The sequence below is a fragment of the Parafrankia sp. FMc2 genome (assembly GCF_041008525.1).
Classification (GTDB): Bacteria; Actinomycetota; Actinomycetes; order Frankiales; family Frankiaceae; genus Parafrankia.
Genome location: NZ_JBFLUG010000014.1, coordinates 67068 through 88854, shown reverse-complemented (window position 1 = coordinate 88854; position 21787 = coordinate 67068). Strand labels below are relative to the sequence as shown.

The 21787-nt window shown below is 73.1% G+C and carries 22 protein-coding genes; 14 read left to right on the top strand and 8 right to left on the bottom strand.

Annotated elements, in window-relative coordinates; translation table 11 throughout:
* Positions 1–291: 291 nt before the first annotated feature.
* A complete protein-coding gene (locus AB1460_RS07970) occupies positions 292–1983 on the bottom strand; it encodes an LCP family protein (RefSeq protein ID WP_368959970.1) in 1692 nt (563 codons plus the stop codon).
* A 263-nt stretch (positions 1984–2246) separates the two neighbouring features.
* On the opposite strand from AB1460_RS07970, the gene AB1460_RS07965 reads away from it, so the two are divergent.
* From AB1460_RS07965 to AB1460_RS07955, 3 genes are read left to right on the top strand one after another with little or no spacing between them, the layout of a single operon-like run.
* The gene (locus AB1460_RS07965) at positions 2247–3095 is read left to right on the top strand and encodes a nitrilase-related carbon-nitrogen hydrolase (protein ID WP_368959968.1); all 849 of its coding nucleotides are present in this window, start codon (positions 2247–2249) and stop codon (positions 3093–3095) included.
* Positions 3092–4540: a dihydropyrimidinase gene (hydA, locus tag AB1460_RS07960; RefSeq protein ID WP_368959966.1), complete on the top strand. Its 1449-nt coding sequence runs from the start codon at positions 3092–3094 to the stop codon at positions 4538–4540. The genes AB1460_RS07965 and hydA overlap by 4 nt, the downstream gene beginning before the upstream one ends.
* Positions 4541–4565: 25 nt before the next feature.
* The gene (locus tag AB1460_RS07955) at positions 4566–5597 is read left to right on the top strand and encodes a TIGR03842 family LLM class F420-dependent oxidoreductase (protein ID WP_368959965.1); all 1032 of its coding nucleotides are present in this window, start codon (positions 4566–4568) and stop codon (positions 5595–5597) included.
* Here AB1460_RS07955 and AB1460_RS07950 read toward each other — a convergent pair.
* Positions 5581–7059, bottom strand: a complete 1479-nt coding sequence (locus AB1460_RS07950; protein WP_368959964.1) for a cytochrome P450 — start codon at positions 7057–7059, stop codon at positions 5581–5583. The two genes, AB1460_RS07955 and AB1460_RS07950, sit on opposite strands and share 17 nt — an antisense overlap.
* A 357-nt stretch (positions 7060–7416) precedes the next feature.
* Here AB1460_RS07950 and AB1460_RS07945 point away from each other — a divergent pair, with 357 nt between their 5' ends.
* From AB1460_RS07945 to AB1460_RS07925, 5 genes are all read left to right on the top strand, one after another.
* A complete protein-coding gene (locus AB1460_RS07945; protein ID WP_368959963.1) occupies positions 7417–7740 on the top strand; it encodes a DUF6458 family protein in 324 nt (107 codons plus the stop codon).
* A gap of 209 nt (positions 7741–7949) precedes the next feature.
* On the top strand, positions 7950–8369 hold the full coding sequence (locus AB1460_RS07940; RefSeq protein WP_368959961.1) for a YciI family protein: 420 nt from the start codon (positions 7950–7952) through the stop codon (positions 8367–8369).
* Complete coding sequence (locus tag AB1460_RS07935) at positions 8369–9721, top strand: RNA polymerase sigma factor (protein WP_368959960.1); 1353 nt, start codon at positions 8369–8371, stop codon at positions 9719–9721. Before AB1460_RS07940 ends, AB1460_RS07935 begins: the two co-directional genes overlap by 1 nt.
* 111 nt (positions 9722–9832) lie before the next feature.
* The gene (locus AB1460_RS07930) at positions 9833–10501 is read left to right on the top strand and encodes a hypothetical protein (RefSeq protein ID WP_368959959.1); all 669 of its coding nucleotides are present in this window, start codon (positions 9833–9835) and stop codon (positions 10499–10501) included.
* Positions 10502–10611: 110 nt separating this feature from the next.
* Positions 10612–10995 carry a hypothetical protein gene (locus AB1460_RS07925; protein WP_368959957.1) on the top strand — a complete coding sequence of 128 codons (384 nt, stop codon included), beginning with the start codon at positions 10612–10614 and terminating at the stop codon, positions 10993–10995.
* A gap of 57 nt (positions 10996–11052) precedes the next feature.
* Here the strand turns inward: AB1460_RS07925 and AB1460_RS07920 are convergent, their stop codons facing one another.
* On the bottom strand, positions 11053–11436 hold the full coding sequence (locus AB1460_RS07920; protein ID WP_368959955.1) for a DUF1330 domain-containing protein: 384 nt from the start codon (positions 11434–11436) through the stop codon (positions 11053–11055).
* 145 nt (positions 11437–11581) lie between these two features.
* Here AB1460_RS07920 and AB1460_RS07915 point away from each other — a divergent pair, with 145 nt between their 5' ends.
* Complete coding sequence (locus AB1460_RS07915; RefSeq protein WP_368959954.1) at positions 11582–12403, top strand: mycofactocin-coupled SDR family oxidoreductase; 822 nt, start codon at positions 11582–11584, stop codon at positions 12401–12403.
* 2 nt (positions 12404–12405) lie between these two features.
* Here the strand turns inward: AB1460_RS07915 and AB1460_RS07910 are convergent, their stop codons facing one another.
* The 3 genes from AB1460_RS07910 to AB1460_RS07900 form a co-directional block, all read right to left on the bottom strand.
* Entirely contained in the window at positions 12406–13029 is a 624-nt protein-coding gene (locus AB1460_RS07910; protein ID WP_368959953.1) for a hypothetical protein, read from the bottom strand.
* Positions 13030–13453: 424 nt separating this feature from the next.
* Entirely contained in the window at positions 13454–14047 is a 594-nt protein-coding gene (locus tag AB1460_RS07905) for a hypothetical protein (protein ID WP_368959952.1), read from the bottom strand.
* Between the two features lie 36 nt (positions 14048–14083).
* Positions 14084–14371 (bottom strand): hypothetical protein, encoded by a 288-nt coding sequence (locus tag AB1460_RS07900; RefSeq protein ID WP_368959950.1) that lies wholly within the window; start codon positions 14369–14371, stop codon positions 14084–14086.
* Between the two features lies 1 nt (position 14372).
* On the opposite strand from AB1460_RS07900, the gene AB1460_RS07895 reads away from it, so the two are divergent.
* From AB1460_RS07895 to AB1460_RS07880, 4 genes are all read left to right on the top strand, one after another.
* Positions 14373–14813 (top strand): hypothetical protein, encoded by a 441-nt coding sequence (locus AB1460_RS07895; protein ID WP_368959949.1) that lies wholly within the window; start codon positions 14373–14375, stop codon positions 14811–14813.
* Positions 14814–14843: 30 nt separating this feature from the next.
* The gene (locus AB1460_RS07890) at positions 14844–17441 is read left to right on the top strand and encodes a WD40 repeat domain-containing serine/threonine protein kinase (protein WP_368959948.1); all 2598 of its coding nucleotides are present in this window, start codon (positions 14844–14846) and stop codon (positions 17439–17441) included.
* An 82-nt stretch (positions 17442–17523) separates the two neighbouring features.
* On the top strand, positions 17524–18312 hold the full coding sequence (locus AB1460_RS07885; RefSeq protein WP_368959947.1) for an RsiV family protein: 789 nt from the start codon (positions 17524–17526) through the stop codon (positions 18310–18312).
* A gap of 90 nt (positions 18313–18402) precedes the next feature.
* Positions 18403–19428: an LLM class flavin-dependent oxidoreductase gene (locus AB1460_RS07880; protein ID WP_420497217.1), complete on the top strand. Its 1026-nt coding sequence runs from the start codon at positions 18403–18405 to the stop codon at positions 19426–19428.
* 46 nt (positions 19429–19474) lie between these two features.
* Here the strand turns inward: AB1460_RS07880 and AB1460_RS07875 are convergent, their stop codons facing one another.
* Positions 19475–20185 carry a TetR/AcrR family transcriptional regulator gene (locus AB1460_RS07875; protein WP_368959945.1) on the bottom strand — a complete coding sequence of 237 codons (711 nt, stop codon included), beginning with the start codon at positions 20183–20185 and terminating at the stop codon, positions 19475–19477.
* Positions 20186–20439: 254 nt separating this feature from the next.
* Here AB1460_RS07875 and AB1460_RS07870 point away from each other — a divergent pair, with 254 nt between their 5' ends.
* Positions 20440–20868: a nitroreductase family deazaflavin-dependent oxidoreductase gene (locus AB1460_RS07870; protein ID WP_368959944.1), complete on the top strand. Its 429-nt coding sequence runs from the start codon at positions 20440–20442 to the stop codon at positions 20866–20868.
* Positions 20869–20876: 8 nt separating this feature from the next.
* Here AB1460_RS07870 and AB1460_RS07865 read toward each other — a convergent pair whose 3' ends face one another.
* Complete coding sequence (locus AB1460_RS07865; protein ID WP_368959943.1) at positions 20877–21764, bottom strand: class I SAM-dependent methyltransferase; 888 nt, start codon at positions 21762–21764, stop codon at positions 20877–20879.
* Between the last annotated feature and the right edge of the window lie 23 nt (positions 21765–21787).

Genomic DNA, 21787 nt, shown 5'->3' with positions numbered 1-21787 from the left:
GCGCAGCGTGATCGGGGAACGGCGCGTCGACCGGGCCGGCGAACTCCACCGAGGTCGGCAGGCAGGCCGGTATCCCGCCACAGGCGGAGACAGCTACGACAGTGCACACGCCCGAGGCGGGACAAGCCCGACGCGCAGCGCAGCGCCGGACAGCCGAGGTACCCATATCAGGAGGTCGGTGATGTCGCGGTGAACCGTTCTGGTGGCGGCAGGGCTAGCGCCCGGTCAGGGCCCTACCGGCCCTGGCCGCGCCATTCGGTGTCGATTCTGGCTACGTCGCGGTCGGCTCGGTCAGTACACGCAGGTATCGGGGGCCTGGGGGATGGGAGCAGCGGGAGATGGTTCGCCTACGGCGGCCGTCGGAGCAACCGCGCGCGCGGCGGACGGAGCAGCGACGACGGTACGGCCCGAACCGTCCTCTCCGGTTGCGACGCCGGCTGCCCCGGCCACAGGTGCCCCGCCCGTGCCAGCCCCGCCGGCGGCGGCGTCTCCGGATTCGGGGGCCGGATCAGCGAGAGCGCGGAAGGTCGAGCCGACGATCAGCTGGACGCCGTCAACGTCGTTGTCCACCAGAAGTTTCGCCCCGGGGATGTGAGCCAGCAGCATCCGAGCTGTGGCTTCGGCGCCGTCGCCATACCGGATCCAGCTGGCGCGGTAGTCAGTACGAAGGGCGCCGGTGGCGGTGTCGGTGTCGGTGTCGACACTGACGCTGACGCCCCGGGAGGTGAGTGCGCGAGTCACCCGCCCGGCGAGGCCTGCGGTCCTGGTGCCGTTGACCACCGAGATCCGGGCCGCGCCAGCACCGGCGACAGCGTCACCACCGGCATCGGGACCACCTGTCAGGGAGGCGAAGAGCACATCCAGGTCCGCCTGGTCGTAGCTCTGCACGGCGCCGACCGCATTGCTGATCAGCCCATAGTCGTCGACGGCACCCTCGGCCCTGGTGGCTGTGTGGACAGGCACCGTCTGCATGCCCAGCGAGCCGGTGGTGATGCCCTGCAGCCGGGTGGCCAACCGGCGCAGGTCGAGCAGTTCGGTGCCGGCACCGAGGTCGAGCGACGGGCCGACGGCGCCGAGCAGACTCGCGACCCGGCCGGGGTCGCTGAGCACTCCGCCTTCGGTGACCTTCGCCAGGATCCTGCTCAGAAAGTACTGCTGGCGTTTGATGCGGTCGATGTCCCAGTTCGGGAGCCCGTAACGCTGACGGACGAAGGCGAGCGCCTGCTCGCCCTTGATTTCGATCGTGCCCGGCCCGCCCCGGAAACCACTGTAGGGATCGTTGGTGTTCGTGCTGACAACCGTCCGCCCGGTCATCTCGTCCCTCCGGCTCTGGGAGCCTTCCAACGGACGAATGCAGACCTCCACACCGCCGACAGCCTCCGAGACGGCTCTGAAACCAACCAGGTCGACGGCGACGTAGTGGTCGACACGCAGCCCGGTCAGCCGTTCGACGAGTTTTATCAGCAGCGTGGCGCCGCCGAGCGCGATCGCCTGGTTGAACTTGTTCTCCTGCGGCGGGTGCACGTCGCCGTCGCCGTCGGTGTACTCGGGGATGAGCACGAACATGTCGCGGGGGAAGGAAACCATGGTGACCCGGTCGTCCGCCCCGACGTGGGCGAGGATCGTCGTGTCGGACCGCTGCCCGCCGACGTCGCCGTAGGCATCGCCGGCGCCCTCCCTGCTGTCCGTGCCGACCAGCAGGAACGTCTTCTCGTCCGCGCGGGCGGGTGGGCGCTTGCCCAGGTCGCCGATCGCGACCCGCTCGATTCTGGAGTCGAGGTAGGCGTAGATGGCCCAACCTCCCACCGAGCCGAACAGAACCAGGACGGACAACAGCATGGCGAGCCCGTAACGCAGGCGCTTCGCCGCTGTCGGCCGCTGCCGGGCACCGGTGAGGTCGAAGGGGAGCACGCCGCCGCCATCGGCGGGGAGCGTCCGGCTGGCCGCGACCGAGCCGTTCGGTTCCGTCCCGAGGTCTCCCAACCCGCGCTCCTTTTCGCCAACCCGGACACAGGGGGCCTTTCCGGTTGGATGCTAGCCGACCGTGAAACAGCGTTCTCATCCGGGAAGAGCGCCATGAGTCGGACATTAAGCACGAAAGGAGCAGATACACCTAGCACGGTCCTTCGACCTGCGGAAATCCATCCGGAACGGGGTTGCCGGCCCGGCGAGCTGGCAGAGCCGCGGCGCTGCAGTGACGATGGCGGCGACATCCGACGTCGTCAGTCGTGAGGAGCGGGCCGGGGATGGCAACGGTACGTGCCGCGATCACACAGGTGGCCTGGACGGGCGAGCGGGAGTCGATGGTCGCCCGGCACGAGGAGCTGGCCCGCGAGGCCGCCGCCGACGGTGTGCGGGTGATCGGGTTCCAGGAGCTGTTCACCAGCCCCTACGTCGGTGCGGTGCAGGACCAGCGCTACTACCGGGGTGCGGAACCGATCCCCGGGCCGACCGTCGAGCGGTTCCAACGGCTGGCCGAGCAGCTCGGCCTGGTCATGATCCTGCCGATCCACGAGGTCGCGGCCCAGGGCGAGTACTACAACGCCGCCGCGGTGGTGGACGCCGACGGCAGCCTGCTCGGCCGGTACCGCAAGCATCACATCCCGCAGCTGCCGTCGTTCTGGGAGAAGTTCTACTTCCGTCCCGGAAATCTCGGCTACCCGGTCTTCGACACCGCGGTGGGCCGGGTCGGCGTCTACATCTGCTACGACCGGCACTTCCCCGAGGGCTGGCGCGAGCTGGGGCTGGGCGGCGCCCAGCTGGTGTTCAACCCGTCGGCGGCGAAGCCGGGTCTGTCGAACCGGCTGTGGGAGATCGAGCAGCCCGCCGCCGCGGCCGCCAACCAGTACTTCGTGGCGGCCAACAACCGTATCGGCCAGGAGACCGGCGAGTTCGGGGGCGACGCCCCGCGGTTCTACGGCTCGTCCTACTTCGTCGACCCGCGCGGGAACGTCGTCGGAGAGGTCGCCTCGGACGACAAGGAGGAGCTCGTCATTCGCGACCTGGACCTCGACGAGATCACCCGGGCCCGGGACGACTGGCAGTTCTACCGCGACCGCCGCCCCGAGACCTACCAGCGGACGGCGCTCGGATGACCACTCTGCTCATCAGCGGCGGGACGGTGGTCGACCCCGCCGGCCCCACCCGCCAGGACGTCCTGGTCGAGGGCGAGACGATCGCGGCGCTGCTCCAGCCCGGATCGGCCCTCGCCGAGGCGGTGCGCACCGGTGCGGTGCGCACCGACCGGGTGATCGATGCGACCGGGCGGTACGTGATCCCGGGCGGGGTCGACGTCCACACGCACATGGAGATGCCGTTCGGCGGCACGCGGGCATCCGACACGTTCGAGACCGGGACCAGGGCCGCCGCCTGGGGCGGCACGACGACCATCGTCGACTTCGCCGTCCAGACCCGCGGGCAGCGGGTGCAGGACCAGCTCGCGCTCTGGCACGCGAAGGCGGCCGGCAACTGCGCCGTCGACTACGCGTTCCACCAGATCATCGGCGAGGTCGACGACGAGTCGCTGAAGGCGATGAGCGAGCTGATCGACGAGGGCGTCACCAGTTTCAAGCTGTTCATGGCCTACCCCGGCGTGTTCCTCTCCGACGACGGGCAGATCGTGCGGGCGATGCGGGCCGCCGCCGGCAACGGCGGGCTGATCATGATGCACGCCGAGAACGGGCCGGTGATCGACGTCCTGGTCCGGCAGGCGCTGGCCGAGGGCCGCACGGGGCCCTACCACCACGGCACGACCCGCCCCTGGCAGACCGAGCAGGAGGCCACCCACCGGGCGATCATGCTGGCGGACCTGACCGGCGCCCCGCTCTACGTGGTGCACGTGTCGGCCCGGCAGGCACTCGCCCGCGTCGCCGAGGCCCGCGACGCCGGGCAGAACGTGTTCGCCGAGACCTGCCCGCACTACCTGTACCTCTCGCTGGAGGAGCAGCTCGGCGCCCGCAGCGCGCAGTGGGGGGACTTCGAGGGCGCCAAGTGGGTCTGCTCGACTCCGCTGCGCGCCCGGTCCGAAGGACACCAGGAGGCACTGTGGCGTCACCTGCGCACCGGCGACATCACCGCCGTCTCGACCGACCACTGCCCGTTCTGCATGACGGACCAGAAGGAGCTCGGCCGTGGTGACTTCTCCCGGATCCCCAACGGGATCGGCGGCGTCGAGCACCGCCTGGACCTGATGTTCCAGGGCGTGCGGGAGGACCGGCTGACCCTGGGCCGGTGGGTGGAGGTGTGCTCCGCCGCCCCGGCGCGCATGTTCGGCCTGTACGGCCGCAAGGGCGTGATCGCGCCGGGCGCCGACGCCGACATCGTCGTCTACGACCCGGACGGGCACACCTCCCTCGGCCTCGGCCCGGGGCGCAGCCACCACATGAACATGGACCACTCGGCCTGGCAGGGCTGGGAGATCGACGGGCACGTGGACGTCGTCCTCTCCCGCGGCACGGTGATCAAGGACGAGACCGGCTACGTGGGGCGCCCGTCCCACGGCCGGTTCGTCCGGCGCGGCCTTTCCCAGAACCTGATCTGACCGACCCCGCGGAGGCAGCGTCATCATGGACTTCGGCGTCGTCCTGCAGACCGACCCGCCGGCCTGGCGGGTGGTCGATCTGGCCCGCCAGGCGGAGCAGTACGGCTTCAGCCATGTGTGGACGTTCGACTCGCACCTGCTGTGGCAGGAGCCGTTCGTGATCCACAGCCAGATTCTCGCCGCGACCCACCGAGTCACGGTCGGGCCGATGGTGACCAACCCGGCGACCCGCGACTGGACGGTCACCGCCTCGCTGTTCGCCACCCTGAACAGCATGTTCGGCAATCGCACCGTGTGCGGGATCGGCCGCGGCGACTCCGCGGTGCGGGTCATCAACGGGCGTCCGGTGACCCTGGCGCAGCTCGCCGAGGCGATCGAGGTCATCCGTCCGCTGGGCAACGGCGGTGTCGCCGAGTACCGGGGTGGCAAGCTGCGGTTCCCCTGGGGCGGGGAGTCCCGGCTGCCGATCTGGGTGGCGGCCTACGGCCCGCGGGCACTCGCCCTCGCCGGCCGGCTCGGCGACGGTTTCATCCTCCAGCTGGCCGACCCGGACATCATCGCCTGGTCGGTGGCCGCCGTGCGCCAGGCCGCCTCCGACGCCGGGCGCGACCCGGGCGCCGTCACGATCTGTGTGGCCGCCCCGGCCTACGTCACCGACGACTCCGCGGCCGGCCTCGCCCACGGACGCGACCAGTGCCGCTGGTTCGGAGGCATGGTCGGCAACCACGTGGCCGACATCGTCGCCCGCCACGGCGCGGGCCCCGGCACGGTGCCGGCCACGCTCGCGGGTTCCATCGCCGGCCGCGAAGGCTACGACTACAACGCCCACGGCAAGGCCGGCAACGCCCACACCGACTTCGTGTCGGACGAGGTCATCGACCGGTTCTGCCTGATCGGCCCGCCCGCGACGCACGTGCGGCGCCTCGGTGAGCTGGCGGCTCTCGGTGTCGACCAGTTCGCGCTCTACCTGCAGCATGACCACAAGGACGCCACGCTCGCCGCCTACGGCGAGAAGATCATCCCGCAGGTGACCACGCAGCTCACCGCCCGCCTGTGATCCCGATTCCCTCCCGCCCGGGCGAGCTGCCAGGCCGGTCGCGCCGACGGCGGTGGGCGATCATCGGCAGGCCGCCCCGAGGGCGGAGGGTGAACGACGGTTCCGGGCGCACCCGCACCTCGGGCGCGGGGGTCAGCGACCACTCCCGGACGATCGTCGCCAGCGTCAGGACGCCCTCGGTGATCGCGAAACTGGTGCCGATGCACTGGCGCGTCCCGCCGCCGAACGGGAAGTAGGCGAACCGTGGCCGCCCGGCAGCGGTCGCCGGGTCGAGCCAGCGGCCGGGGTCGAACCGCTCCGGCTCCGGCCACCAGCGTTCGTCCCGGTGCATCACCCACTGCCCCAGGACCAGGGTCGACTCCGCCGGGAGGAGGTAGCCGGCGACCACCCGGTCCTCCAGCAGATGGCGGACCATCGCCCAGACGGGCGGGTACAGCCGCATCGATTCGCGCAGCACCGCGTTCGTGTAGACCAGCCGCGGCAGGTCGGCCACGGTCGGCGTCCGTTCTCCGAGGACGGTGTCGAGTTCCGCCCGCAGCCGGGAGGCGACATCCGGTGCCGCCCCGAGAAGATGGAACGTCCACGTCAGGGCGTTTGCCGTGGTCTCATGGCCGGCGAGCAGCAGGGTGACCGCCTCGTCCCGGATGTGGGTGTCGTCCATCCGCTCGCCGGTGTCGGCGTCCTGGACGGCGAGCAGCAGCGACAGCAGGTCGTTTCCGGACGCCCCGGCGGCGCGGCGCTCGGCGATCAGCTCGTACACGGTCTCGTCGAGCGCGGCGGTGGTGGCGCGGCGGCGCCGGGCCGCGGGCAGCGGGAAGCGGTCGACGTGCCCGAGGCCAAGCCCGCTCGCCTCCTGCGGCGCCGACCCGGCCATCGTCTCGTCCAGGGCGGCACGCACGACGTCCACGACATGGTCACTGATGTCGACGTCGAACAGGGTCCGGGCGACGATCGCCAGGGTCAGCTCGGTCATTTCGGTGTGCACGTCCATCAGCTGCCCGTCCTGCCAGCCCGCGGTCGCCGCGGCGGCGAGCGCGACGAACTGCTCGCCGTAGCCGGCGATCCGCTGCTTGTGGAACAGCGGCTGCATCAACCGACGCTGGCGCAGGTGCGACTCCCCCGTGCTGGTCAGCAGACCGTCGCCGAGCAGCATGCGCAGCGGCTGGACGAGATGCGTCCACGAACCGGGGCCGTGCATGACGGCGCCCTTGCCGTAGGCCCGGCTTCCCCCCACGAGGATGTCGGCGATCGCGTCCGGGTCGCTGACGAGGAACAACGACACCGGACGCCGGACCAGCCGCACCAACGGCCCGTACCGCTGGTGCAGCTCGGTGAATCGGGCCAACGGATCCTTGCGCATGCGGAGCACGGCTGCGAACGGGCCGCCGGGCGGCCCGGGGACCTCGTCGGCGGAGTGGGGCGGCGGCTTTGACAGCCGCGGCGGGGTCACAAGCGAGGACACAGCGGACACCACGCGGACCTTTCGCGATCGAGAACGATGGTCGTGGTCAGGCGCACGAACACGCTCACATCGGCCGGCCGGGCGACGCGCGGGCTGGGCGCCCGGCCACACGGCCGGACGCCTTCCCCACAAGCACGGTATGCCCGTCCGCACCGGTCCGCACCCGCCCGCACCCGCGCTGGCGCCGCAGCCGGTGCGGTGACCGGAATCGTCCGTACCGATCGGGCGAACGGGAATCAGGGGCGAAATCGGAGTACCGGCGGAGATGACGGGTAACTCGGATGCATCCGCCTCCCCGCGAGGCCCGACCGCAACGAAGCCTCCCTGGGGGGAGGTCCTGGAAAGGAGCGCAGGCCAATGGGCATCGGTGCCGCCATCCTGTTGATGGCTCTCGGCGCGATCCTCACCTTCGCCGTCGACTTCAGCGTTTCCGGGCTCGACATCGCAGTTGTCGGCGTGGTCCTGATGTTGGCCGGCGCCGCCGGGCTCATCCTCGACCTCGCGTTCTTCGGCCCCCGCCGCCGCGGCGGCGTCGTCTACGACAAGGCGCCGACGGAGACGAGCACCACCGAGGTCTATCCGGAGGCCCCCGACTACCAGCGGTCCACCGAGGTCTACGAGGACCAGCCGGTCGGCCGGTCCTGGCGTCGCCGCCGGGTCACCAACGTCTACCGCGACTGACGGACAACCGCCCCCGCCTCCTCCGCTCCCTGGTGGACGTCCACCAGGTGGGCGGAGGAGGCGGCGTCGCGTCCGGTGTCCGGCGTCCTGCCAACGGCCCCGAGAATTTCCGAGGTCGCCGTGTCGATCCGTGTCGATCCGCGGCGATGCCGTTCGACCTCCAGGTGAGAGGGTCGACAGGCAGCCCGCAGACAGGAAGGACGCCGGCGATGGCGAAGTACATGCTGATCATGAGGAGCACGGACGAGGACCTCGCGAAGATGGCGGACATCTCGTTCGACGAGATGTTGGCGACCGTCGGGCGCTTCAACGAGGAGCTGATCCAGGCAGGCGTGCTGGTGGCGGCCGAGGGCCTCGACGACCCGACACAGGGCGTGGTCGTCGACTTCAGCGGCGAGACACCGGTGGTCACCGACGGCCCGTACGGCGAGACGAAGGAGCTGTTCGGGGGCTTCTACCTCATCGAGGTGGCCTCGAAGGAGGAGGCCGTCGAGTGGGCCAGGCGGATGCCGTCGCTCGGCGGTGGGAAGTGCGAGATCCGCCGGGTGCCGAGCGTGGACGAGTTCCCGCAGGACAACGAGTGGATCGCGCGGGAGCGGGCCTGGCGCGAGCGCACCGGTCAGCTCTGATGCCAGTGCCAGCGGCAGCCGACGGCCCGCCCGGCGCCGATTCCGGAGCCGGTGCCGCCGGCGGCTCCGCCGAGCCGGTGCGGCGGGCCGTCGAGGCCGTCTGGCGGATCGAGTCCGCGCGGATCGTCAGCACGCTCGCCCGCTACACGGGTGATTTCGCCCTTGCTGAGGACGTCGCCCAGGAGGCGATCGCGGAGGCGCTCGCCAGCTGGCCCCAGGCCGGGATCCCGGCGAGCCCGGCCGGGTGGCTGCTCACAGCCGCCCGGCGCCGCGCGATCGACAGCTTCCGCCGCCGGTCGGCGCTGGACGAGCGGTATGCGCTGCTCGCCGGCCCGCTGGCCGAGGGCGAGGCGAGCTCCGGCGCGCTGGTGCCGCGGAACCGGCCCGAGGACGACCTGCCGTGGGATCCGGACCGGGTCGAGGACGATGTCCTCGCGCTGATGTTCATGGCCTGCCACCAGGTGCTCGCGCCAGAGGCCAGGGTGGCGCTGACCCTGCGCGCGGTCGGCGGCCTGTCGAGCGAGGAGATCGCGCGTGCCTTCCTGGTACCGGTGCCTACCGTCCAGGCTCGGATCACGCGGGCGAAGAAGACCATCGCCGCGGCGAAGGTGCCGTTCGAGCTGCCCCCGGCCGAGGAGCGGCGGGCGCGGCTCGGCGGCGTCCTGAGCGTCCTCTATGTGATCTTCACGGAAGGCTCCACAGCGACGTCCGGCGACAGCCTGCTGCGCCCCGATCTCGCCCACGAGGCGGTGCGGCTGGCCCGGATGCTGGCCGCGCTGCTCCCGGACGAACCGGAGGTGCACGGGCTGCTCGCCCTGTGCGAGCTCACCGCGGCGCGCTTCCCCGCGCGGACCGGGCCCGACGGCGAGGCGGTGCTGCTGGCCGACCAGGACCGGCGCCGGTGGGACAGGTCGGCGATCCGCCGCGGCCTGGCGGCGCTCGACCGGGCCACGGCCGCGGGGCGTGGCCTCGGGCCCTACGGCCTGCAGGCCGCGATCGCCGGCTGCCATGCCAGGGCGCCGTCCACCGCGGAGACCGACTGGGAGCGGATCGTGCTGCTCTACGAGGCGCTCGGCCGGGTGGCGCCGTCCCCCGTCGTCGAGCTCAACCGCGCCGTCGCCGTCGCGATGGCGAGCGGCCCGCAGGCGGCACTGGCCATCGTGGACGAGCTGGTCGCCACCGACCGCCTGGCCGGCTCGCACCTGCTCCCGAGCGTGCGCGGAGAGCTGCTCGCCCGGCTCGGCCGGACGGAGCAGGCCCGGGCCGAGCTGGAGCTGGCCGCCCGGCAGTGCCGCAACCTCCGTGAACGGGCAGTCCTGCTGCGTAAGGCAGCCGCCCTGCCACCAGCCTGAACATCCGGCACCATGCCCCACTCCGCCCACCTTGCCCACCCGGCCTGCCCATCGGCGATCCTGGACATCGGCGTCGAAGCGCGCCGGGCGGCTGCGGAACGGAGACAGCGGATGCGCACGGGTGATGCCGACCGGCTGGCGGCCTTCGTCCAGCTCGCCCAGCCGACGGCCGCGGCCGTCGTCAGCCTCACCGGGCCGGTTCCGGACCGGCGGGAACACGCCGACCGGATCGTGCGTCACTGGCGCACCGAGCTGGCTCCGCTCTCGGCTCTCCCCGGCTTCGCCGGGCGCTTCGGCGCACCGATCCGGGATGTCCTCGCCGCCACGGTGCAGGGCCTGCTGGTGCTGTCGCTGGCCAGGCTGTGCGAGGTCACGGACGTCCACAGCCAGGTCCGGCTGCTCGCGCACGCCGTGCTCGACGAGGAGCTCCCCGCCGGCTGGCGACCGCCGGCCGGCGCGGAGGCTGACGCTGCCGCCGGCCTCGTCGTTCCGCAGGGCGGCACCGAGGTAGGCATCGACGGGACCGATGAGGAGCGGGCGCAGTGGGTCCGCCTGATGCGCCGGGTCCCGACCGGGGTCGTCCGGCTCGCGCGGGAGATGTGGGGGGTGCGGCGTCTGATCGACGGTCGCGCCGAGGGGCGGCTGTGGCACCGTGCCGTGGCGAACGTCCCCGCTGTCGGGGTGGTCGGCGCGACGCTCGGCGAACGCCACGCCGCGACGGAGATCGCCGCCCGGGTGTACGTCGCGCTCAACCTGGCCGACACCCTCCCCGGCATCTGACCCGCCCGCCCTCTGACCTGTCCGCCACCCGGCGCGGCAACCGGCACCGCCGCGTGGCGGCTCGCCCGCTGCGCTTGACAGAAAGATCTGCCGCGGCCAGGATCGAATGTATGTTCGATCTCCTCGGACTTCGCGCCCGCCCGCACCATTCGCCTGGCCCGTCACGCCGGCCGCACAGCCTGCACAGCCCCAGCCCCCGCGACGAGCAGGACGTGCCGAGCGGCTCGGTTCCCGCGCAACGGGGCCGCACCACCCCGGCACCCCTGCCGCCGAGCGTGGCCCGGGTGGCGGCGCGGACGAGGCTGTCCGCCGAGCTTCTCGCCGCCATCCTCACCGTCGACGGCCGCACCAGAGCGACCCTCGACGACATGGAACGCGCGGACGCGCTCGCCGACGTCATGATGACGCGCCGGCGCGAGCGGGTCGGCCGGCACCATCCCGAGGGACCTGCCGCCGCCGGGCACGACGACGGTGCGCTTCGCTGGTCGGCCTGACCCGCCGGAGCGCTGCCGGCCAGTGCGCCGGTTCCGGCAGCGACCCCGGCAGCGCGGTCAACGCCCGTGACCGGACCCGGTCACGGGCACGGTGACCTGCAGGACGGCCTCCGTCAGAGCCTCGGCGCGGAGGCTGACCGTCTCCTGATACTCGGGGTCGGCGACCATGTGGAGAAAGGCCGCGCGCGACGGGTAGCGGATCAGCAGCACCGCGTCCCAGGCCTGCCCCGGCTCGGCAACGAGCACGGTTGAGCCCTCGCCGAAGTAGACGAGCTCGCCGCCGTGGCGGGCCAGCGCCTTTCCGGCCCGCCGGGAGTACTCGGCGTAGGATTCTCGGCCGCCGTCCGGCCGGAACCGCAGCAGGTTCAGCATCACGAAGGGTTCGTCCGGCAAGCTGTCAAGAAGGCTCTGCATATCGGCACTGCTCGGGTTGACCGCCATAACGCCCTCCAGTCGACCGTCCGTGGTGTAGCCACCTACGGGAGCTGCAAGGCTACGGCAGAGGCAGGCCAGGCGAGGGGTTCATCGGCCAGCAGATCAGGGCTAGGATCCGGGCTTCGGAATCGACTCCAACAGGAGGTCCGGCATGAATCCCGGTGGGATGAATCTTGGCGGCAAGGTCGCTTTCATCACGGGCGTGGCCCGCGGGCAGGGGCGGTCACACGCGGTCCGACTCGCCCGGGAGGGCGCCGACATCATCGGTGTCGACATCTGCGCCGACATCCATTCCGCGGGTTATCCCCTCGCCACCGCCGAGGATCTGAAGGAAACCGTGCGCCAGGTGGAGGCACTCGGGCGCGGCATGCACGCGGCGGTGGCCGACGTCCGCGATCCGGATGCCTTACAGGCAGCGCTGGGCGCGGGTGTCGCGGCACTCGGCCCGGTTGACATCGTGATCGCGAACGCCGGAATAGCGCCGTTCTCGCCCGAAGGTATCGGCGGGGAGTGGAAGGACGTCGTGGACGTCAATCTCACCGGTACCTACAACACCGTGCAGGCCGCCGTTCCCGGCATGATCGACCGCGGCGTCGGCGGGGCGATCGTGATCGTCAGTTCCACCGCGGGGCTCACCGGCATGACCGCGGGCACGCCGGGGGTACTCGGCTACACCGCCTCCAAGCACGGCCAGGTGGGCCTGATGCGGACCTGGGCGAACGCCCTGGCACCGCACCGCATCCGCGTCAACTCCCTGCACCCCACCGGGGTGAACACACCGATGGTCGTCAACGACATGATGCTGCGGTTCCTGCAGAGTGATCCGAAGATGTCCGATCCGCATGCCCTGCCCGTCGGCATGCTCGAGACCGCCGACGTCTCGGATGCCCTGGTGTGGCTGGTCTCCGACCACGCCCGGTACGTCACCGGTGTCACGCTGCCGGTCGACGCCGGCTACGTGAACAAACGCTAGCGTCACGCCGCGCCCGCGTCGGCGCCGGCTCCCGCGTCGGCGTCGGCTCCCGCGTCGGCGCTGGCGTGCGGCGCGTGCAGGCGGCTCCCGGCGACGACGGCGAGGAGGGTCATGCCGAGCGTGATCGCAAGGTCGGTCGGCGGCGAGGGTGCCAGCAGCCGCATCGCCGAGAGCGCGAAGACCACGAGCAGCCCCAGGACGCAGCCGGCCGGGACGAAACGCAGGCCCCGCAGCTTCGACGCCCCCGGTGACAGCACGGCGGCGGCGAGAAGCAGGCCGGCCAGGACGAGCAGGCCCAGGCCGAGCAGGCCGTAGGTCGACAGCAGCGAGCCGTGGACCTGCGCTTTCCCGTCCCGCGCGACGACAGTGTCGAGGTCTGTGTCTCGGATCTCGACCCGGATCGGTACCAGGCCGGTGGCCCGCCCGGCGATGTCGCGCAGATCCAGGTCGACAGTCCAGTTCGCGGTGCCGCGGGCGGGCACGGTTGTCCGCACCCGGGTGTCGTAGTCGAAGAAGGTGAGCCCGAGCACCATTCCTCGCAGCCGGACAGAATCGACGTCCAGCGCCGACCCGCCGAGATTCTCCACGCCCACGACCAGCCGGGTGGCTGCCGCCGCGTCCAGCACGACGTCACCATCGAGTGGTCGGCCGTCGATGCTGACAGACAGCCTTGCCGTATTCTGATTCGCCGCCCAGGCGGCGGACGCCGGGAAGACGCCGATCCATGTTGCGAACACCACAACAAATGCGAGCACGCGGCATTTTTGTGCCCGTCTCGGCATGCGCGATCCGGAAATCACATCTCCCCCCCATGGACCAGGTGGTCGCCGGCTGCGATGTTACGCTGGCAATCAGGTAGGCAGGCTTCCACTGAAGATGAATCAACGGCAGGCGCATTAACGGCGGGATCCGGGGGCTGCCGATGTCGGGCGACAAACAGGTGGTGGGAATGCGCGCGGCAGCGCGGCTGCTGCCACGCGTGTTCTCCCTGCTTGTGCTGGCCACGCTCCTCGTGGCCGCGCTGGCCGGTGCCACCCCGGCGACGGCTGCTCAGGTCCCGTCCCCGTCGGCGGCGACCGGCGCCGCCGCGGAACCAGCGTCCACTCCGCCCGACGAGCCTCCGGACAGCGCGCCGGCCGATGTACCGGCTGGTCCACCGGCCGACAGGTCGGCCGGGCCGCCAGCGGATCGGAGCTCACCCGGCACCCCGGATCCGGGGCCGGCGCAGGACGCCTCCGCTCCGCCCGCACCGCCCGCCCTTCCCGCCCCGCCCGCGCCGACCGATGACGGGCCGACCGATGACGGGCCGACCGCGGATCCTCCCGTGGCCACGGCCGACCCTCCGACGACCACGCCGGATCCCCCGGCGCCCTCACCGTCCACAAGCCCGGGTGAGGGCGGGGGCGGTTCCCCGGAGCCGTCGTGCCGCCCGCGCTGGCGGCCGCGCTCCACGGCGGCGCCGGACGGGAGCTGCGCCAGCAGCGGGCCGATCAGCTGCCCTGATCCGGGCGGGCCCATGGACGACGTGCCGATCCCGGGCTGCCCACCGCCCAGCGAGCAGCCCACCGGCTCCTCTTCCAGCCCGCCCGCGGGCGGCAGCCCCGGTACCGGTGACAGCGGGGGTGGCGGAAACGGCGGCGGCACCGGCGGCACCGGCGGCAGCGGCGGCGGCGGCGGCGATCAGGGGGTGCGCTGCGCCGACGGGTCACGTGCCCCCTCCGCGGCCGACTGCCCGGTCGAACGGGTCCAGTGCCCGAACAGCCCGGTGAGCGTGGGGCCGGGTGAGTCGTGTCCCCGGCCGGTTCCCGCCCGGCCGTCGCTGGTGGCCTGCTGGGATGGTTCCTCGGCCACGTCCACGGCCGGCTGCCCGCCGGGGCGGACCTTCTGCCCGGGCGGGGTGACGGTGCCGGTCGGGGCCAGCTGCGCCGAGCCGGTGACGGCGGTGACGGCGGCCTGCCCGGACGGCACGGTGCGTGTCCTCGGGGTGTGCACACCGATCGCCGCGCCGGGCTCACCGGCACCGCGGCCGGGTGTGCCGGTGGCCCGCGCACCGGTCCCCGGGGAGCTGCGCTTCGACCGGTACGTGTTGTCCGCCGGTGACCTCCTCTACGCGCAGGGCGCCGGCTGCACGCCTGGCGCGGAGACCACGCTGACCGCGGGCGGAGAGCTCGTCGGGCGCACGGTCGCCGACCAGGACGGCCGTTTCGAGACCGTCGTGCGCTTCGCGAGCTTCCGACCCGGCTACCGGCAGGTCGACGCCGAGTGTGGGATCCGGCTCGGCTCCGGGGTTGAGATGATGCTGGTCTCCGCGCACACCAGTGCGTCCACTCCGTCCCTGCTGCTGCTGTTCTTCCTGGCCGGCGGCGGCCTCGCTGTCCGGCCGGGGCGGCTGACGCCGCGGTCGCGGTAGCGGTGGCGGTGGCGATGGCGATGGCAGGCGATGGCAGGTGACCACGGGCCCGACCCGGACGAGGTCGGGCCGTACCGGCTGCTGCGGCGCCTGGGCGCTGGCGGCATGGGCACCGTCCACCTCGGTGTCGACCATGCCGGCCGGCAGGTCGCGGTCAAGCTCATCCGCCCGGACCTGGCCCGCCGCCCCGAGTTCCGGGACCGCCTGAAGCGGGAGGCGGACAGCGCGCGCCGGGTCGCCCGGTTCTGCACCGCCGCCGTCCTGGACGTCGATGTGACCGGCGACGTCCCGTTCCTCGTCACCGAGTTCGTCGACGGGCCGACGCTGGCGGAGTCGGTGCGGGCCCGCGGGCCGCTGAGCCACGGCGAGCTGCACCAGCTCGCGGCCAGCATGGCCACCGCGCTGATGGCGATCCACCGGGCCGGGATCGTGCACCGCGATCTCAAGCCGGGCAACATCGTCCTCTCCCGGCTCGGCCCGAAGGTGATCGATTTCGGTATCGCCCGTGCGCTCGACACGACCTCCGCCCTCACCGGCGAGCATCCGGTGGGCACGCCCGCCCTGATGGCGCCCGAGCAGGCCCGCGGCGGCGTGATCACCTCGGCGGCGGACGTCTTCGCGTGGGGCGGTGTGCTCGTCTACGCCGGCACCGGCCGCTACCCGTTCGGCAGCGGCCCGCCCGCCGCGCTGCTGTACCGGGCGGCCAACGACCAGCCTGTGCTGGACGGTTTCGAGGACTCGCTACGCCCGCTGGTCGAGGAGGCGATGCGCAAGGATCCACAGGAACGGCCGTCCGCCGAGGAGCTCTACGCCCGCCTGCTCGACCTTCGCATGACCGAGACCGCGTCGCCGGTCGGGCCGCCGCTGGCGGAGGTGGCGGCGCTGGTCGAGCCGGTGTCGACGCCGTCGCCGACATCCCTGTCGACACCGGTGACCGTCCTGCCCCGGGCGGACTCCGCGGCCGCGGACGAGACGGTCACCGTCGCCGCGGGAACGCCGCCGCCCTATCTGACGCTGCCGACGATGCTCTCCCCGGATGCCGCCGCGCAGCGCCCGGAAGCCCCCGGCCGCGAGCGCAGCGGCTCCCCGGCCGGCCGGGCGAAGCCTGATCGGCGCGCGTCCTCCCGCGCTGCCTCCTCCCGCGCGGCAGCATCCCGCGCGGCAGCATCCCGCGCGGCGGCATCCCGCGCGGCGGCATCCGGTACCGGCAGTGCCGCGGGGTCGACTGGCTCGACGGGGCCGGCCGGTGCTGGCGGGTCCGCCGGTCCGGCCGCGGCAGCCCGCGCGACCCGCCCGACCGAGAAGCCCCGCCCGCCCCGCCCGCCCGGGCCGCGCGGGCTGGCTGGGCCGCGCCTGCTCGGCGTGCTCGCGGCGGTGCTGGCCGTGGCCGTCGCGGCGGTCGTGCTCGTCGTTCTGGGCCGGGGCGGTGAGCCCGCGGGGACGAACAGCCCGGAACAGGTCGCGGGCCGGGCACTGCGGCTGCAGGATCAGGACCGGCCGCTGGCCCGCCGGCTCGCCCTCGCCGCCTACCAGCTGGCGCCGGATGAACCCGCCACCCGCCGGGCGATGGTCGGCCTGTTCGCGGCGGACGTCGATCCGCTGGCCGTGACACTCGGCAGCCGTCTGCTGAGCGCCGCCGTGCGGCCGGACGGGCGTCTGCTCGCCGCCGGCACGGACACCGGGGCGGTCGAGCTGTGGGACCTGGCGGACGTCGCCAACCCCGCGCACGTCGGCACCGTCACGGGCATCGGTGACTGGGTGTACGCGGTGGCGTTCAGCCCGAACGGGACGACGCTGGCGGCCGGTGCGGGCAACGGGGACGTCCGGTTGTGGGATGTCGCCGAGCCCGGTCGGCCGCGCGCGCTGGCCACGCTCAGGTTCCACCGTGACCGGGTCCGGTCCGTGGCCTTCTCCCCGGACGGGGCGACGCTCACCTCCGGCGGCGGCGACGGGCAGGTCGCCCTGTGGGACGTCGCCGATCCGGGCCGTCCGCAGCGGCGGTGGGCGGCGGACGGCGCCACCGGCGGGATCCGTTCGGTGGTCTTCTCGCCCCGTGGCGGACTGCTGGCGTTCGGCGGCGACGACGGCACCGTCCGGCTGTGGGACGTCGTCGATCCGGCGCGGCCGAATCCGCGCCCGGCGCTGCGTGGCAGCGGGCGGACAGTCCAGTCCGTCGTGTTCTCCCCCGACGGTTCGACCATCGCCGCCGGCGGCCTCGACGGCTCGGTGCGCCTGTGGGCGCTCACCCCGTCGGGTACCTCCGAGCTGGGGTCGACACCTGGCGGCGTCGGCGGGGTGACCAGCGTCGGGTTCGGCGCCGACAGTGCTGGTGGCCTTCTGGTCTCCGCCAGCGAGGACGCCGTCGTCCGGCTCACCGACATCTCCGCCGCCACCAGTCCGGTGCCGCTCACCGACCTGCACGGCCACACGAAGGCGGTGAACGCCGCCCTGTTCGTCCCGGGCGGGCGGACGATCGTCTCCGCGGGCGGGGACGGATCGGTCCGGCTCTGGACGGTCGACCCGGCCGCGCTCACCGGGGCAGCCTGCGCCGACCCGGCAAACCTGATCACCGAACGGGAGTGGCGGGACGCCTTCCGGACCGTGCCGTTCGCCCCACCGTGCCGCTGACCGCGGGAGCCGTCAGGAAGCCGACCGACGCGGTGTCGTCTCCGCTCCAGCGCACGGGGCCGCCTCGGGCCACGATCAGCCGGTGCTCAGCAGACAGCGTTTCACCGCCGCCCGGTCGGCGGCGGTCGCCCTCACCGGCCTGGTCCTGACCTGCGCCGCCGTCCTCACCGGCTGCGGCCCGGAGGCCGGGGTCGGCCTGACCGCGGCCACTGCCGAGCCGAGCGCGGCTCCCGTCGAGCCGAGCTCGGCCGCCCCGGATCCGTCCGGCGGGCCGCAGGCAACGGAGTACCAGATCACGATCCGGCAGGAGGAGGGGCGGATTGCCCCGGAGGCCTCGTTCCGGGCCGACATCCCGGTGTTGTCGGGGCCTGATGCCACGGTGGTGGGTCGGGTGAACGCGGCGATCGCCGACTACGTCCGCGAGGAGAAGGCGCAGACCGCGTACGAGTCCCTCACCCTGACGGCCGGGAACCCCCATGTGGGCGCGCACGTCCTCGCGCTGTCCTTCGGCGGGGACCGCTACCCGCCCGGCGCGGCGCACCCCGCCGAGCTGGCCAGCGGCCTGGTCTTCGACCTGCGCACCGGCGCCCGCGTCACCATCGAGGACGTCTTCACCTCGACGCCCGCGGGGCTGCGCAGGCTGGAGTCGATCGTCCGCGCCGAGCTGGACCGGCGTTTCCCCGACGGCCCGACCGGTGGCGTCACCGACCCGGACCCGGCCAACTACCGGCAGTTCGTCGTCAACCCGCAGGGCCTGGTGGTGATCGTGGCCGAGCTGCCGTACGTGCTCGGGCCGCAGAGCGTTCTCGCGCCCTGGGACCAGTTGGACGGACTCGTCCGGCCGGAGCTCGCCGACGTCCTGCGTTCCTGAACCCGGTCAACAGCCGAGCCGACCGCCCGGTCAGCAGCCGGGCCGACCGACGGGCCGGCAGGGAATGCGGCCGGGCGGTGCGGAATTGACGTGGACGTGACTGTCGTTGCGGGTTCACTTCCACTGGCCGTGCTCGACTTCGTCGGCATCGAGCACGGGGAGAGCCCGGGCGCGGCGATCGCCGGCGCGGTGGCCGTCGCGCAGACCGTCGAGGCGGCCGGCTACCGGCGGTACTGGGTCTCCGAGCACCACAACATGCAGAGTCTGGCGTGCAGTGCCCCGGAGCTGCTGACAGCCCATGTCGGCGCGCTGACGTCCCGGATCCGGGTCGGCGCCGCCGGGATCATGCTGCCGAACCACGCCCCGTTCAAGGTCGCGGAGATGTTCCGGACCCTGGTGGCGATGTACCCGGGGCGGGTCGATCTGGCGCTCGGCCGGGCGCCGGGAACCGACCCGCTGACCGCGCACGTGCTGCGCCGCGGCGTCGCCGGCGACGCGGGAGCGGAGTTCCCGGGGCAGGTCGGCGAGCTGCTCGCGTTCCTCGACGACGGCTTCCCGGCCGATCATCCGTACGCGCGGCTGGTGGCGGCGCCGGTGGTCGACGAGCAGCCCGAGCTGTTCGTGCTGGGGTCGAGCGGCTACGGGCCGCGGTTCGCCGCCGTGAACGGGCTGAGCGCGGTGTTCGCCCACCACATGAGCCCGGAGCTGGCGTTCGACGCGCTCCGCGCCTACCGGCGCGACTTCACCCCGCGGCACGACGGTGCGCAGCCCTACTCGGCGATGTCGGTGCTGGCCTTCGCGAGCGAGGACGAGGAGGCCGTCCTCGACTTCGAGGCGGCGTGGACGCTGACCATCCAGAACATCAGCCGCGGGGTGCGGGAGCCGCTGCGTCCGGAGGACGTCCGCGGGCTCGCCCGGTCGGCGCGGTTCCGTGCCGACCGCCAGGACGACGGCCGGATGGTGACCGGGGAGCCGAAAACCGTCGCCGAGCGGCTGCTCGACATGAGGCGCGAGGCCCAGGCCGACGAGATCGTCGTCGTCACCCCGAGCCTGGACCGGGCGCGCCGCCAGGCGAGCTTCACCGCGCTCGCCGACGCCTGGCGCCACGCAGCCTGAACCAGCCGTGCGTCGGGGAGTCGCTGATCCGGCGGTGGACGGGACGTCAGCTCGTCGCCGGACGGTCCGGGGCGTCCGGACCGTCGGGGCCGCCCGGACCGTCGGGGCCGTCGGGGCCGTCGCCGGCGCGGATCGCGGCGCTCAGGGTGCGGACCACCCAGTGCACGGCCCGGGTCGCGCGCGCGACGTCGAACTCCCAGGTCACGGTCAGGCGCTCGTAGGACGGGACGTTCCAGAAGACGTCCAGCATGGCGGCGGCGACCGCCGCCTCCTGCTCGGACCAGCCGGGCGCCGCCTCGGTGACCGCGGCGACGAGAGCGGCGCGGCGGCGCCTGTCGATGTCGGCGAAGGTGGGCTCGTCCGGCGGTGGCTGGGCGGGGAAGGACGCCAGATACTCGAACATGCGCGCGATGACATCGCCGAAGCTCTCCAGGCGCAGGCCCTCCAGGTCGACACCGGCCTCCTGCTGCAGCCGCTGCATGACCGCGTCGCGCAGCCGTCGCTCGTTCGAGAAGTACCGGTAGATGGTGCTTTCGTTGACCTCGGCGCGGCGCGCCACCGCGCGGATCGTGAGCGCGCCCCAGTCCCAGGTCGGAAAGCCGTGCACCATCTCGACCGCGGCGGCCAGGATGCGCTCGCGGGTCAGCGCGGCCTGCTGACGGCGCAGCGGGCTCTCGTACGAGCGGCGGTGCGCCCCCGCCGTCGCCTCGCCGGCCGGGGACCGCGGCCGTCCCCCCTCGGACCCGCCCGCCGGCATGAACCACCAGCCCCTTCCGCACCCGTCGTCACCACCGGCGGGCGCCGACCGCGATCGGGCGACGGCCCCGCCACCCGATCGACTATGCCGGACGTCTCCCCCCGCCACCCACCGATGTCCACACCGGCCGCGCCGGCGTCCGCACCGACCGTGCCACAGGCCCGGCCGGTCCCCGCGCGACGCGGGCTCCGCCATCCCCGCAGGATGGACCTGGCCAGCCAGGGCATCACCCGTGGGACACAGGAGGAAACACAGTGACAGCAGCGAACGACTGGAACGCACAGGTGATCGCCGAGTTCCGCGCGAACGAGGGGCGCGTGGGGGGCAACTTCGCGGGCGCGCCGCTGGTGCTGCTGCACCACCGGGGCCGCCGGAGCGGCCGTGAGCACATCAGCCCCGTGATGTACCTGCCGGACGACGGTGACGCCGACACGATCTACGTCTTCGCCTCCAACGCCGGGCAGACCGCCCATCCGCAGTGGTACCGCAACCTGACCGCGGCCGGTGAGACCAGCGTCGAGCGTGGAACCGACAGCTACCGGGTGGCCGTCCGCGAGGTCACCGGCGACGAGCGGGACCGGCTGTACGCCGAGCAGGCGCGGCGCTACCCCGGGTTCGCCGAGTACGAGGAGAAGACGGCGGGCGTCCGGACCATCCCGGTCCTCGCCCTGAGTCGCGCCTGACCGACCGGTCAGCCCGGCCGGTCGGCGACGGCGACGCGGCCGCTGCGCAGTGAGGCCCGTCGGGCGGTGGATGCCGGTAGCCGGGTCGCGACCGCGAGCAGGTCGTCGTCACTGCCGACCGTGAACCCGTGGCGGCGCAGCAGGTTCGCCATCGCGGTCGCCGTCCACAGCGAGCGCCAGGGCTCGTTCGCCCACATGCTGCGCCGCCCCGCCACGAGGTACGCAGCCCGGGAGATCAGCTGCCCGACCGCGATCGCGGGCCGGCGCGCCTGGTAGTTGACGATCAGCCGGCTGCCGGGGGCGGACAGCGCGGCGAGTGCGGCCGTGGTCCGCTCGACCTCGGCCCGGGTCAGGTAGGGGACGACACCCTCCCAGATCCAGGTGGTGGGCAGGTCGCGGCGGTGCCCGGCGGCGGCGAGGGCGGCGGCGAGCCGGTCCCGGGCGAGGTCGACGGGGACGAACCGGACCGGTCGGGCCCGTCGTGTCAACTCGGGCAGCCGGGCGACCCGCTCGCGCTTGTCCCGCTGCGAGGCCGGGTGGTCGACCTCGAAGACGGCCCGGTCCGCCAGCTCCGGCAGGCGCCACGCTCGCGTGTCGAGACCAGCACCGACGATGACGACCTGCGCACCCGGGTGGTGGCGGACGGCGTCGTCGATCGCGACCGTGCGCGGCACGGCGATCGCCGCGCAGGCCCGGACCGACTCGTACTCGATGCGTTCCAGCCAGGCGGACGGCGGTGTTCTCGCACGCACCTGCTCGACGGGACGGCGTTCGTCGTCCCGCAGCAGCTCCACCGCGACGGGGTCGGCGAAGCGGCCGGGTGAGGCCAGCCCGTCCGCGGCCGCCCGCCCCTGGCAGACGAGCACGGCCGTCCGGCTGCCACCGGCCGCCTTCATTGCGTCTCCACCCCCCGCGCGTC